The sequence below is a fragment of the Alcanivorax sp. DG881 genome, assembly GCF_000155615.1.
Taxonomy (GTDB): Bacteria; Pseudomonadota; Gammaproteobacteria; order Pseudomonadales; family Alcanivoracaceae; genus Alcanivorax.
The window spans coordinates 293,432-305,234 of the sequence record NZ_DS989915.1; the positions used below are offsets into that span (position 1 = coordinate 293,432).

Consider the following 11,803-nt stretch of genomic DNA (forward strand, 5'->3'; position numbering starts at 1 on the left):
AAGAAAGATCGAAAGGTTCTTAAACGCGTAGATTACGGGGCCGCCAAGAACTCCTTGATGGGAGTCCTGGCGGCCCTTCTGGTTTATGCACTTGTCTTTGCCTGGGGACAGGTCTACCAGAGCTTCGAGCTGGAAGCGCTGATAGGCGGTGGCGCCGTCCTGTTGGTTACCGCCTATCGGCTGTGGCTGGTGGCGCGTTTCGATGCCCTCTATGGGGCTGGCCCGGCGCGCTGGCGGCGCCTGTTCGGGGTGGGGCTGGCATTGCACGCCCTGTTATGGGGGCTGCTGCCGGCCTGGTTAATCTGGCGGCTGGGCACCGGCTTCAATTTCTTCGTCGTCATCCTTTATAACGTGGGCGTGACCACGGCCCTGGGCAGCTCCTGGATGGCCGGGCTGCGCGTTCGGCAAGCTTATATCGTGTTGATGTTCCTGCCGACGCTGGCGGTTTTATTGTTTGCCGGTAGCTTGCATGACTGGGTGCTGGCGGTACTGATTGGTTCCTACGCGTTCTATCTGTTCCGGCTTTATCGGGGGCAATACGAAACCTTCTGGCACGCAATGACGCGGGAGCGTCGAGGGCCACTGGATCGCAAACAGCCGGTGCGCAGCAGTACCGAAGTCCAGCTCAGCCTGGTGTATCGTCTGGCCCATGAACTGCGTACACCGATGAATTCCCTGATGGGGATGATGTCGTTGCTGGAAGACACCCGCCTTAACGATGAACAGAAAGACTATCTGCAGGTGGCAGGGCAGAGCGGCAAGCTGCTGCTCACCTTGATTGATGACGTGCTGGATTATTCCCGCATCCTTTCCCGACGTATTACCCTCAATTCGGATTATTTTGATTTCCGTGCGGCGATTGAACAATCGCTGGAAGCCTTTGGTCCCATGGCCCAGTCATCCGGGCTGGAACTGAGCTGCGTGATTGACCGCATGCTGCCCAAGCGCATCCGCGGCGATCGCGAACGTCTAATGCAGGTGCTCAATAATCTGTTCAGCAACGCCATCAAATTCAGTGAGCGGGGTGAGATCCGCCTGGACGTGGATTTCACCGTGGAAGGGGAAAGTGGCGGCGTGTTGCGCGTGCGGGTGAGTGACCAGGGGGCCGGTATGGACCCGGAAACCCTGCGTCATCTGTTTCAGGATCGCTTCATTGAAGATGGCCAGGACGTGTACAGCAGCCACCACACCGGCTTCGGCCTGCTGGTCTGCAAGGGCCTGATTGACGCCATGGGCGGCGCCCTGGGGGCGGAGAGTGTCCCTGGAGAAGGCTCCACCTTCTGGTTCACGGTTCCGGTGCAGATGCAGCCAGACATGCGTGAAGCGCAGAGCCTGATACGGGCACTGGATGGTGCCCAGGCGGTGGTTGTCGGGGCCGCTTCGGGTACCGTAGCCAGCATTCAGGAAGAACTGGAAGCGCTGGATTGCCAGGCATCATCTGCCATGGGCTACGATCACGCCTTGCAGGCACTGCGCGCCGGCCATCGCGAGCAAAGCGATTTCGATGTGTTGTTTGTCGATACCTGGTCGCGCCCCGAGCTGGCATTGAATCTGTGTCGCAATGTACTCGAAGACCCCTCGCTGCGACCGGTGCGCCTGGTGTTGCTGGCGACCATTGAAGAGCGCAGCCATGCGGCGGTGCAACAGCTTATCGATAAGCATGACCTGGTGGTGCTGGTGCGTCCGGTTCATCGTACTGTATTGCGCCAGGGGCTGGCGCGGCTGGTGGGCCTGCAACGGCAAATGCCGGTGGGGGATGCGCCACTGCAGACACCGGAAGAGCGCCAGCGACGCAAACGTTTCCGGCTGATGCTGGTGGAAGACAACGAAGTGAACCAGTTGGTAACCCGGGGCATGCTAAGCAAACTGGGTTTTCAGGTGAAAACCGTCAGTAACGGGGAAACCGCGCTGGCGTTGCTGGAACAGGAACCGTTCGACCTGGTGTTGATGGATTGCATGATGCCGGAAATGGACGGTTTTGAAGTGACCCGGCGTTTGCGTGAAATCGAGCAGGACAAGGCGAGTCTGCGCACACCGGTTGTGGCGGTTACGGCCAATACGGCGGAAGGGGTTCAGGCCCGTTGCCTGGCTGCGGGCATGGATGATTTTCTTGCCAAGCCGGTGCATCTGGATGCACTGGAAACGGTGTTACGACGCTGGCTGCCAGAGCAGCCGGCTAAAGACGAGGAAGAACAATGACAAGAAAAGCCTTGCTGCTGGGGGCAACCGGGCTGGTCGGTCGTGATTGCCTGGAAAACCTGTTGGCCAGTGATGATTACGAACGGGTATGTGTTCTGACACGCCGACCATTATCCGTGAAGCACCCCAAGCTGGATGTGCATGAGGTGGATTTCGATAATATCGAAGCCTGCCAGTCACAGTTTCAGGTGGACGATGTATTTTGCTGTTTAGGCAGCACCATGAAGAAGGCCGGTTCCCGGCAGGCGTTTCGTCATGTGGATCACGACCTGGTGGTACTGGCGGGCAACATGGCCCGTCGTGCTGGCGTGCAACGATTTCTGGTGGTATCGGCAGTGAATGCCAAAGCCCGCTCGCCGTTTTTCTATTCGCGAGTAAAAGGGCAGATGGAGCGTGCGCTCATTAGGCTCGAATTGCCTTTGTTGGCCATTTTGCAGCCATCGTTGCTGCGCGGCGCACGTGAAGACAAGCGCCCGGCTGAAGACTGGGGCAACATCGTCAACCGCATTGTTGAGCCCCTGACACGGTGGACTGATGCCCACTGGTTGCCCGTGGATAGCCGCAAGGTAGCGGATGCCATGGTCGGCATGGCATTGGTCGGCCCGGATACAGGGTTGTACCGGTTGCGTTACCGGGACTTTTTGGTCTTTGCCGGTAAATTCCGCGAGAAAGTGACCCGGGCGGACTGAGCTCTGGTCGTAACCTGAAAGAAAACCGAAGGAGTCAGTATGACCTTTGTGACCTGCGATCTTTGTGATGATAATGCGGACAGTGTTTCCGTAGTAACCGGCCTTAACTGGCTCAGTTACGGTGGCCGTTCTGCCTTTGGCGGTGAAATCGTTACGGTGAAATGCTTCGAAGACAACAGCCGGGTGAAAGAACACCTGGGTACCGATGGCAAAGGCAAGGTGCTGGTGGTTGATGGCGGCGGCAGCCTGCGCAATGCGTTGATCGGTGACATGATCGCGGAAAACGCAGTGAAAAACGGCTGGGAAGGGGTCATCATTTACGGTGCCTGCCGCGACGTGGATGCGCTGGCGACACTGGACATCGGCGTTATCACTCAAGGCTGTGTGCCGATTAAATCCGTTCGCCGTGACGAAGGGCAGCTGAATATCGACATCTCCTTTGGTGGCGTGACGTTCCGCCCGGGTGAATTTGTTTATGCCGATAACAACGGTATTATCACTGCGCCGAAGGCGTTGGTGTAGCCTCAGCCATTAGCGATTCCTGTCACGAATCCTGCTATAAAGAACAGCACAACACCCCATGGCCGGCATGATGCCGGCTACCACCGCACAGGGAAGAATTATGCTCAAGTCCATGCACGTGGCGGAGTACATGAGCCGCCGTCTGGTCACCTTTTCCCCCGATATGTCCGTGAGTGAAGCTATTCGTGTATTGCTGGAAAATCAAATTTCCGGCGGCCCGGTGGTGGATGATACGGGCCGTGTGGTGGGGGTCTTTTCCGAATCCGATTGCCTCAAGGGAGCGCTGGAAGCAAGCTACCACGGCACCGAAATCGGTTCGGTAAAAGAGTATATGAGTGTGGATCTGCAGACCGTGGAAGGCTCGGATTCCATTCTCGATGTGGCAGAAATTTTTCTCGCGGATCATCGCCGGCGGTTACCGGTGCTGGACAACGGAAAACTGATTGGCCAGATCAGTCGCCGGGATTTGCTGCGCGCCATGGATGACTTTGGTCAACGCCATACGCCGTAGAGGCGACGCATTAATCTTTGATTGTTTTCTTAAACCTTGAACCCCAGGGGGAGTACCCATGAACCAACCCTATCAGGCACCCAATGCAGATGTTGCTGTTGCCGGTAACCAGGACACCTATCAACCCAAATTCCTGTCTCTGTCAGGGCGCATCGGCCGTATGCGTTATTTCGTCTATGCCGCTGGTCTGACCTTATTGTTCTATCTGGTGCTGGGTGTCGCAGCTGCTGTTGTGATCCCGGGCATCATGAGTGCCGGTGACAGTGCCATTGGCGCAGGGGCAATGATCATGGGGCTGATCGCCACCGTGGCGTTCATTGGTGTGATGGTGATGAGCTGGGGCTACATGGTGCGTCGTCTCAATGACATCAACGCCAGTGGCTGGTTGAGCCTGCTCATGTTGGTGCCGATTGCCAACCTGGTGCTGGGTCTGGTGATGTTGTTCAAACGCGGTAGTGAAGGCAGCAACCAGTACGGCGCCGCTCCGGTCGGCAATTCCGGTGGCGTAAAAGCCGCTTTCGTGATTGTGCTGTTGTTGATGGTGGGCTATTTCGGTGTGCTGTTCCCGATCACCATGGCCAACTATGCGCAGTATTCACAACAGGCCCAGATGCAGCAGATGGATTATTCCGAATACTGATCGCGTGTTGCCTGTTGCGTAAACTGTGTAGCAGCCGCGTAGCGGCACAAAAAAAGGGGCTCCTGAGAGCCCCTTTTTTTATTGCCCGACCTGAGCCTTACGGCAGCAGGTGAGAAACGGCGTCACGTTCTTCCGCCAGTTCCTGCTCGGTGGCTTGCATCTTGCCACGGGAGAAGTCGTTGACTTCCAGGTCCTGAACAATAGTCCAGTCGCCGTCTTTGCAGGTGCAGGGGAAGGAGTAGATCAGGCCTTCCTGGATGCCGTAGGAACCATCGCTGTAGATACCCATGGAAACCCAGTCACCTTCGTCGGTGCCCAGTGCCCAGGAACGCATGTGGTCCACAGCGGCGTTGGCAGCAGAGGCGGCAGAGGAAGCGCCACGGGCCTTGATGATGGCCGCACCACGCTGTTGAACAGTCGGGATGTAGTCGCTTTCGTACCAGTCCTGCTCGACCTGGTCGATGGCTACCTTGCCGTCCACTTCGCAGTGGTGCAGATCCGGGTACTGGGTGGAAGAGTGGTTGCCCCAGATGAGCATTTTCTTCACGTCATTGACGGTTTTGCCCAGCTTATTGGCCAGCTGCGCCATGGCACGGTTGTGGTCCAGGCGGGTCATGGCAGTAAACTGACGGGGATCGATGTCCGGCGCGTTGCGCTGGGCAATCAGGGCGTTGGTGTTGGCCGGGTTACCGACAACGAGAACCTTGATGCCTTTGCTGGCATTGTCGTTGATGGCTTTACCCTGGGCGGAGAAGATGGCTGCGTTAGCTTCCAGCAGGTCTTTACGCTCCATGCCTGGACCACGCGGACGAGCACCAACCAGCAGCGCGTAATCGGCGTCTTTGAAGGCCACGTTGGCATCGTCGGTACCGGTGATGCCGGCAACCAGCGGGAATGCGCAATCTTCCAGCTCCATGATGACCCCGTTCAGGGCTTCCAGAGCAGGGGTGATTTCGAGCAGCTGCAGAATAACGGGCTGGTCTTTGCCGAGCATATCGCCGGAAGCGATGCGGAACAGCAGGGAATAGCTGATTTGGCCAGCGGCGCCGGTGACGGCTACGCGTACGGGTGCTTTCATGAACAATCTCCTAGCTTTAATTCGGGAGAACTTATGTGGCTGAAACCGAGGGGACCGCTGAACAAGGTCCGTGGGTCAGGGTCCCGGACGGCGCGCATTATAAAGGACCCGGCGGCTAATCGCACGGAATCGGGGGGAGATATATGACGAACTGGGATGTGTTGATTGTCGGCGCCGGTCAGGCGGGCTGTGCAGCGGCCTGGGATCTGGCTGCGGCCGGGTTGCGAGTGGCCGTGATTTCCCGCCCCCCGTCACGGGGAAAACCCTGTGCGGGCGGGGTTACCGAGAAAGCCGTGGCGCGCTACCGATTCAGCATTGCGCCGGTGGTGCGCGAAGCGGTTACTTCCCTGGCGGTGAGTCATTCGTCCTCGCCGGTGCGTCACCTCAGCAGCGCCACGCCGTTCTGTGTGATGACGGAGCGGGCCGAGCTGGATGCGTTTTGCCGTGGCCAGGCGGAGTACCAGGGCGCCGTATTCCATGAGACGGCAGGCCTGACAGGCTTGGAGCAGTGGGCAGACTGCGTGCGCATTGAGACCCGTGAGGGAGCAGTCTTTTCAGCGCCCTGGTTGATCGCAGCGGATGGTGCCAATAGTGCTGTGGCCCGGCTGCTGGGGGAGCGTCACCCGGCTGGTGCCATGGCCATCGAAGGCTGCGTGCCTCGGGAAAGCGTACGTAACTACCCGCCCATGACACTGGATTTTGGTGTTATCCGTGGTGGTTACGGCTGGCTGTTTCCCAAGGGCGATCATGTGAATGTGGGGCTTTATGTCTGGCGACACGGGGCGGCTGCCCCGCAGCGCTCTACGCTTCAGCGCTATTGCCAGGCGCGCCTGGGGGCTGAGGCGAAGCATGTGGCGGGCTACCCGCTGGGGACCTGGCTACCACATACCCGGCTGGCCAATGGGCGCGTGTTGTTTGTGGGCGATGCGGCGGGTTGCACGGAAGTGTTGCTGGGGGAGGGGATTTACGGAGCCGTGCTTAGTGGTCAGCTCGCTGCGCAAGCGATATTGGGCGAAAGGCCGGATGTCTTCTATCCCCGTGCTTTGGCGGGTTGGCGGGAGGAGCTGCAACAGGTTTGCCGGCTTGGGGCACTCTTTTACGGGGTGCTCCCGGTGTCCTCACGGCTGCTGCAGGGCCGGCTGGGCGGCACCCTGGTCAACGGCTTTGCACAGGGGCTGACGTTAGGTCAGTGCAAGCGTCAGTGGCGGGGGGCTCAATCATTGAAGGTGTGATTGCCCTGGCTGTCACGGTATTGCACCGGCGTCATATCAAACCAGCGTTTAAAGGCGCGGTTGAACGCGCTTTGTTCGGAGTACCCCAAATCCAGGGCGATCTGGTTCACGGAGCGTTCGCTGTGCAGCAGCCAGTCGCAGGCCAGGCGGCGGCGCTCATCTTCCAGCAGGCTGGAAAAATCCGTGTTCTCGGCCCGTAGCTGTCGGCGCAGGGTCCAGGGTTTGACGCCCAGCTGATCGGCGATGGGCTCCAGCTGCGGGACGCCTTGTTGCAGGCGTTTCTGGATTTCCAGGCGCACCTGTTCCAGCAGGTTGTCGCGGGCGTGGTACTGGGTAACCGCCCGTTGCATGCGTGAGCGGGCGACCTTGTGCACTTCCGGGTCGGCATCGCGCAGGGGCAGGTCCAGCAGGTGGCCGGGTAATACGATGGCATTTTCCGGCTGGCCGAAGGTAACGTCGCAACGGAAAATGCGCTGGTACTCGGCTTCGTCGCCCTGTGGCGGGTGTTTGAAGAGAATGCGTGCCGGGTTCAGTTCCTGGCCAATTAACCAGCGGCCGTAAACGATGGCTGCGGCGAAATTGGCGTCGACCCGGGCCGGGTAGGTGGGCAGGTCTTCCAGATCACTTTCCCAGATGAGCCACAGCGTTTTATCGCCATCCTGTTCGCGCCACTCGAAACGCAGTTGGGCGTATTCGGTGGTGACTTTCATAAAGGGAATCATCAGCTCGATGGCATCCCCCAGCGTGGCGCTGGACATGCTGGCGTAACCCAGTTCGCCCATGAAGCGCGGACGGATGCCTTCCCCCATATGCAGCCCAAATAGCGGATCTGCACTGCCAGCGATGGCCTGTTTCAGTAACGGGTTTTCGATGGCCATGGAAATCCGCGACTGGGGATCTTCCAGGTCGTCGTTGCTGATACCGGACTCCACCAGCGCATAGCTCAGGTCCACGCCGGCGCGCAAAGCGGCATCCAGCAGGTATTCCAGCCAGAAAGGCGCGACGGTTTTATGCTTCAGAGAGGCTGACAGATTAGCGGACGGCATGAGCTCGCAGTTGTTGTTATCCAGTACAGAATCCCTTAGATAACGAGACGCAGCACGGCAAGTCAACACTTGGTGTGGGGTTAAGTGCGTATTGCTGGTTTATTGACCGTGTTGGCGAGTTTATGGCCCGAATGGGCTCAAGGTTTGAGTGGAAACAGGAAAAGGGGGCGGGGAAAGTATTGTGCCGGGAGCGGCAGGGCCGCTCCGGCAGATTGGGGCTTACTTGGACTCTTTGGCCAGTTTGTTGACCTTGCGGGTCAGCGAAGCCAGCTTCTTGTTCAGTGCTTCGACTTCGTCGCGGGTCGGCAAGCCCAGTGCGGCGGCAACTTTGCTGCGCACTTCGTCCAGCTGGGAAGGCTGGGCTTTAGTGGTTTTTTTCTGGGGTTTGCTCTGGGCTTTCTGGCGTTTTTCGCCGGCTTTGACCAGGTTCTGGAACAGTTCGTTACCGTTGTCTTCGAGGCGGGTGTAGGCACCTCGAACGGCGTTGTTCACTTTTTCCAGCGTTGCTTTGGCTTCGGTGGCCACTTGCTCATAACGTTCGTTAAAGCGTTGCTCGATGGTTGCGGTCTTGCTCATGGGGGCTTCCCTCCTTAGAAAAGGCAATGGATTTTCAAAGCCCTCAACGTGCCTCTATGAGGGCGCGGACAAGTGTAAGTCACTAATAAGGCAAGATTGTTAATGTTGTCTAACAATTAAACAGGTGGTTTGGCCTACTCATTAGTATGTATTTTGCTAGGGTAGAGCGCGGGTATTGAGCGCCTGGCAAATGGTGTTGTCTGTCAGGAATCGGTAGTGCGGATAAAGTGGGCACGGTGGCGTTCATTATGGTTAATGCAGGTTAATTTCAGCCTGGCAAAACAGGAGTGCAGTGGATGACAGCAGTAACTCGACAGGGGCGCTATCAGGGGCTTGGCAACAAAGGCGCAACCGAATACCGCGGTGTGCCGTTTGCGCGGGCGCCGCTGGGCGAGTTGCGCTTCAAGGCGCCGCAACCTCTGCCTGACAGCGGAGCAGAGCAAACGGCAGATCATTACCCGATGCCCTCGCTGCAAATGAAAAACCCGGTGATGGGGATTCAGGAATCCAGTGAGGATTGCCTGTACCTGAATATCTGGGTGCCGGACGGAGAAGGCCCTTTCCCGGTGATGGTGTGGTTCCACGGTGGCGGCTACCTGGCGGGTTCGATATCCCAGGTTCTCTATAACGGTGCCGAACTGGCGCGTAGCCAGAATGTGGTGGTGGTGAACGCCGCCTACCGGCTGGGCGCCATGGGGTTTGCGGATTTCTCCGCGGTGGCACCGGAGCTGGATGCAGACACCAACCTGGGCATGCGCGACCAACTGGCCGCGCTGCAATGGGTACAGGAAAACATTAGCGCCTTTGCCGGTGATTGCGGGCAAGTGACGCTTTTCGGTGAGTCTGCCGGGGGCTTCAGTGTCGGCGCGCTGTTGGCCTGTCCCCAGGCGAAAGACCTGTTCCACAGCGCGATCACCCAGTCTGGTGCTGCCGATTTTGTGCTCGCCCCGGATCAGGTGCGCAAGGTGACCGACGCCTTTGTGGAGGCACTGCCGGGGGCTGGCAGCGCAGCCGAGAAACTGGCCAGTGCCGATGACAAGAGCTGGATCAAGGCCCAGAACGCCGCCGTCAAGGTGCTGGTCGATCGCGGGCTACGCACAACCACGCCGCAGTTTGCCATGAACTTTCTGCCCATGGTCGACGGTGATTTGCTGCCGGCACTGCCGATCGAGGCGATTGCCGCTGGTGCCGCCGCGGACAAGCGCCTGCTGGCCGGTGTCTGCCGTGATGAATTCCACTTCTTTCAGTATGCCGGGGTGCTTGCGGGCACGACCACCATGGATACGCTGCAGCAGATCGACGACGACGAAATCCTGCGGCGCTTTGAACGGGCGCTGCCGGGCAATGGTGCCCGGGCACTGGATTATTATCAGACGACGGTGACGCCGGATAGCCGCCGCAGCCGGCTGGACTTTCTGTCGGCCATGGAGTCGGATCGCCTGTTCCGGGTGCCCACGGTTCGGCTGCTTGATGCACAGAGTCGGCACAACGCCCAGTGCTGGGGCTTCCAGTTCACCTGGCAAAGCGCGCCCTTCGGCATTCCTCTGGGGGCCTGCCATGTGGTGGATGTGCCTTTCGTGTTCGGCGTTACCGATACGCCGGCGGGCATGTATTTTACCGGTGGCACAGACGAAGCGCGGGCGCTGTCCCGGCAGGTGCAGGATGCCTGGGGCGCCTTTGCCCGTGGGGATTCGCCCGGTTGGGATGGCTGGCAGAGCGACCGTCAGGTTTGTCAGCTGGGTCCGGGAGAGCCCCGGGCGGCCTTGCTGGATGAGGCCGGTGAGCGGCTCTGGCAGGAGATTATCCCTGCGGTTTAATACCGGCGCTGGCCGCTTATTTTCTCTGTGCTCGCAAACCCCGTAGAATACGCGCCCCGCACGGGGCGTTACGCCCTGATGCAGCTGGTATAATCAGCCCATTAGCCGTGTTTTTCGAACGGCCCCGGCCCGGTTTTAGGTGTGAGGTGGACCATGAGTGTAGCGACATTGATCGAGCGCAAGGTTTTCGAGGCCGTGCCTGTGGCACATTTCGCGCTGGAAAATGAAAGCCACAAGCACAGCGTGCCGCCAAACTCGGAAACGCATTTCAAGCTGGTACTGGTCAGCGATGTTTTTGACGGCATGATGCCGGTACGTCGCCACCAGATGCTGTACAAGATTCTGGCTGAAGAGCTGAATGGCCCGGTGCATGCACTGGCATTGCATACCCACACTCCGGCGGAATGGCAGGCAAAAGGGGGCGAGATACTGGCGTCACCGGATTGCCTGGGTGGCAGTAAACACGATCCGCAGATGACGGCGGGAAAGAACACAGCGGGAGAGAAACAGTGAGTACCCAGCATCGGGTGGAAACCCCGGACAGCATTGTCGTTGCAGCCCTGTACAAGTTTGTTCGCCTGCACGGGTTTGAACAACTGCAGCAGCCCTTGCTGGACCTGATGCATGACAATGATGTGCGTGGCACCTTGTTGCTCGCGGATGAAGGCATTAACGGCACCATCTCCGGCCCGCGGGCGGGCGTGGATACGGTGCTGGGCTGGCTGAAACAGGACGAGCGGCTGGCGGCACTGGAGCACAAGGAATCCTTTCACGACGAACACCCGTTTCTGCGCACCAAGGTGAAGCTGAAGAAAGAGATTGTCACCATGGGCGTGGAAGGCATCGACCCAACCCGCACCGTGGGCACCTACCTGTCGCCGGAAGAGTGGAATACGGTAATTTCCGATCCTGATACCGTGTTGATTGATACCCGCAACGACTATGAAGTGGAAGTGGGCACGTTCAAGGGGGCCATTAACCCGGAAACGCGTACTTTTCGGGAATTTCCGGAGTACGTGAAGGAAACCCTGGATCCGGCAAGGCACAAGAAAGTCGCCATGTTCTGCACCGGTGGCATTCGCTGCGAGAAGTCCACGGCGTATCTGAAAGAGCAGGGCTTTGAAGAGGTGTACCACCTGAAAGGCGGTATTCTCAAATACCTGGAAGAAATGCCCAAGGAAGACTCTCTGTGGGAAGGGGAGTGTTTTGTGTTTGATGAGCGGGTGACCGTAGACCACGATCTGAACCCCGGTGAATTTGATCAGTGTCACGCCTGCCGTCGGCCAATCAGTGATGAAGACAAACGCAGCGAACAATTCCAGCTTGGGGTGTCCTGCCCGAAGTGCTACGACGAATCCTCCCCCGAACAGAAGCAGCGCTTTGCGGAACGGCAGAAACAGATTGAACTGGCCCGGGCCCGTGGCCGCCAGCATCGTGGGCAGAACCCGCGTAAATCTTCCTGACAGTGCTTCACGGCTGACTTAGACTGGGCG

12 protein-coding genes are annotated in these 11,803 nt (G+C 58.7%); 9 read left to right on the forward strand and 3 right to left on the reverse strand.

Going from position 1 to position 11,803, the window contains the following annotated elements:
• Nucleotides 1-57 precede the first annotated feature (57 nt).
• The 5 genes from ADG881_RS01270 (at nucleotide 58) to ADG881_RS01290 (ending at nucleotide 4,561) form a co-directional block, all read left to right on the forward strand.
• Complete coding sequence (locus tag ADG881_RS01270; protein WP_007150598.1) at nucleotides 58-2,199, forward strand: response regulator; 2,142 nt, start codon at nucleotides 58-60, stop codon at nucleotides 2,197-2,199.
• The gene (locus ADG881_RS01275; protein ID WP_007148758.1) at nucleotides 2,196-2,888 is read left to right on the forward strand and encodes an NAD(P)H-binding protein; all 693 of its coding nucleotides are present in this window, start codon (nucleotides 2,196-2,198) and stop codon (nucleotides 2,886-2,888) included. The genes ADG881_RS01270 and ADG881_RS01275 overlap by 4 nt, the downstream gene beginning before the upstream one ends.
• Before the next feature lie 39 nt (nucleotides 2,889-2,927).
• The gene (gene rraA / locus ADG881_RS01280) at nucleotides 2,928-3,410 is read left to right on the forward strand and encodes a ribonuclease E activity regulator RraA (RefSeq protein ID WP_007151266.1); all 483 of its coding nucleotides are present in this window, start codon (nucleotides 2,928-2,930) and stop codon (nucleotides 3,408-3,410) included.
• 100 nt (nucleotides 3,411-3,510) lie between these two features.
• Nucleotides 3,511-3,921, forward strand: a complete 411-nt coding sequence (locus tag ADG881_RS01285; protein WP_039925900.1) for a CBS domain-containing protein — start codon at nucleotides 3,511-3,513, stop codon at nucleotides 3,919-3,921.
• 58 nt (nucleotides 3,922-3,979) lie between these two features.
• On the forward strand, nucleotides 3,980-4,561 hold the full coding sequence (locus tag ADG881_RS01290; protein ID WP_007150587.1) for a DUF805 domain-containing protein: 582 nt from the start codon (nucleotides 3,980-3,982) through the stop codon (nucleotides 4,559-4,561).
• Nucleotides 4,562-4,658: 97 nt separating this feature from the next.
• Here ADG881_RS01290 and ADG881_RS01295 read toward each other — a convergent pair whose 3' ends face one another.
• Entirely contained in the window at nucleotides 4,659-5,639 is a 981-nt protein-coding gene (locus ADG881_RS01295) for a malate dehydrogenase (protein ID WP_007148613.1), read from the reverse strand.
• Between the two features lie 143 nt (nucleotides 5,640-5,782).
• Here ADG881_RS01295 and ADG881_RS01300 point away from each other — a divergent pair, with 143 nt between their 5' ends.
• Nucleotides 5,783-6,871, forward strand: coding sequence for an NAD(P)/FAD-dependent oxidoreductase (locus ADG881_RS01300; protein WP_007150177.1), 1,089 nt, complete (start codon nucleotides 5,783-5,785; stop codon nucleotides 6,869-6,871).
• Here ADG881_RS01300 and ADG881_RS01305 read toward each other — a convergent pair.
• Both ADG881_RS01305 and ADG881_RS01310 read right to left on the reverse strand, forming a co-directional pair.
• Complete coding sequence (locus ADG881_RS01305) at nucleotides 6,853-7,917, reverse strand: AraC family transcriptional regulator (RefSeq protein WP_007151398.1); 1,065 nt, start codon at nucleotides 7,915-7,917, stop codon at nucleotides 6,853-6,855. The genes ADG881_RS01300 and ADG881_RS01305 overlap by 19 nt on opposite strands.
• 219 nt (nucleotides 7,918-8,136) lie before the next feature.
• Nucleotides 8,137-8,493: a hypothetical protein gene (locus ADG881_RS01310; RefSeq protein WP_007148939.1), complete on the reverse strand. Its 357-nt coding sequence runs from the start codon at nucleotides 8,491-8,493 to the stop codon at nucleotides 8,137-8,139.
• A gap of 296 nt (nucleotides 8,494-8,789) precedes the next feature.
• On the opposite strand from ADG881_RS01310, the gene ADG881_RS01315 reads away from it, so the two are divergent.
• The 3 genes from ADG881_RS01315 (at nucleotide 8,790) to ADG881_RS01325 (ending at nucleotide 11,773) form a co-directional block, all read left to right on the forward strand.
• Nucleotides 8,790-10,310: a carboxylesterase/lipase family protein gene (locus ADG881_RS01315; protein ID WP_039925901.1), complete on the forward strand. Its 1,521-nt coding sequence runs from the start codon at nucleotides 8,790-8,792 to the stop codon at nucleotides 10,308-10,310.
• A gap of 153 nt (nucleotides 10,311-10,463) precedes the next feature.
• Nucleotides 10,464-10,823 (forward strand): BolA family transcriptional regulator, encoded by a 360-nt coding sequence (locus ADG881_RS01320; protein ID WP_007149592.1) that lies wholly within the window; start codon nucleotides 10,464-10,466, stop codon nucleotides 10,821-10,823.
• Nucleotides 10,820-11,773: a rhodanese-related sulfurtransferase gene (locus tag ADG881_RS01325; RefSeq protein ID WP_007150203.1), complete on the forward strand. Its 954-nt coding sequence runs from the start codon at nucleotides 10,820-10,822 to the stop codon at nucleotides 11,771-11,773. The genes ADG881_RS01320 and ADG881_RS01325 overlap by 4 nt, the downstream gene beginning before the upstream one ends.
• Nucleotides 11,774-11,803: the final 30 nt, after the last annotated feature.

What these genes read in the sequence shown, in the direction of transcription:
- ADG881_RS01295 (WP_007148613.1), bottom strand. Translation starts at nt 5,639, where the DNA reads ATGAAAGCACCCGTACGCGTAGCCGTCACCGGCGCCGCTGGCCAAATC.
- ADG881_RS01285 (WP_039925900.1), top strand. Translation starts at nt 3,511, where the DNA reads ATGCTCAAGTCCATGCACGTGGCGGAGTACATGAGCCGCCGTCTGGTC.
- ADG881_RS01310 (WP_007148939.1), bottom strand. Translation starts at nt 8,493, where the DNA reads ATGAGCAAGACCGCAACCATCGAGCAACGCTTTAACGAACGTTATGAG.
- rraA (WP_007151266.1), top strand. Translation starts at nt 2,928, where the DNA reads ATGACCTTTGTGACCTGCGATCTTTGTGATGATAATGCGGACAGTGTT.
- ADG881_RS01275 (WP_007148758.1), top strand. Translation starts at nt 2,196, where the DNA reads ATGACAAGAAAAGCCTTGCTGCTGGGGGCAACCGGGCTGGTCGGTCGT.
- ADG881_RS01290 (WP_007150587.1), top strand. Translation starts at nt 3,980, where the DNA reads ATGAACCAACCCTATCAGGCACCCAATGCAGATGTTGCTGTTGCCGGT.
- ADG881_RS01315 (WP_039925901.1), top strand. Translation starts at nt 8,790, where the DNA reads ATGACAGCAGTAACTCGACAGGGGCGCTATCAGGGGCTTGGCAACAAA.
- ADG881_RS01305 (WP_007151398.1), bottom strand. Translation starts at nt 7,917, where the DNA reads ATGCCGTCCGCTAATCTGTCAGCCTCTCTGAAGCATAAAACCGTCGCG.
- ADG881_RS01300 (WP_007150177.1), top strand. Translation starts at nt 5,783, where the DNA reads ATGACGAACTGGGATGTGTTGATTGTCGGCGCCGGTCAGGCGGGCTGT.
- ADG881_RS01320 (WP_007149592.1), top strand. Translation starts at nt 10,464, where the DNA reads ATGAGTGTAGCGACATTGATCGAGCGCAAGGTTTTCGAGGCCGTGCCT.
- ADG881_RS01270 (WP_007150598.1), top strand. Translation starts at nt 58, where the DNA reads ATGGGAGTCCTGGCGGCCCTTCTGGTTTATGCACTTGTCTTTGCCTGG.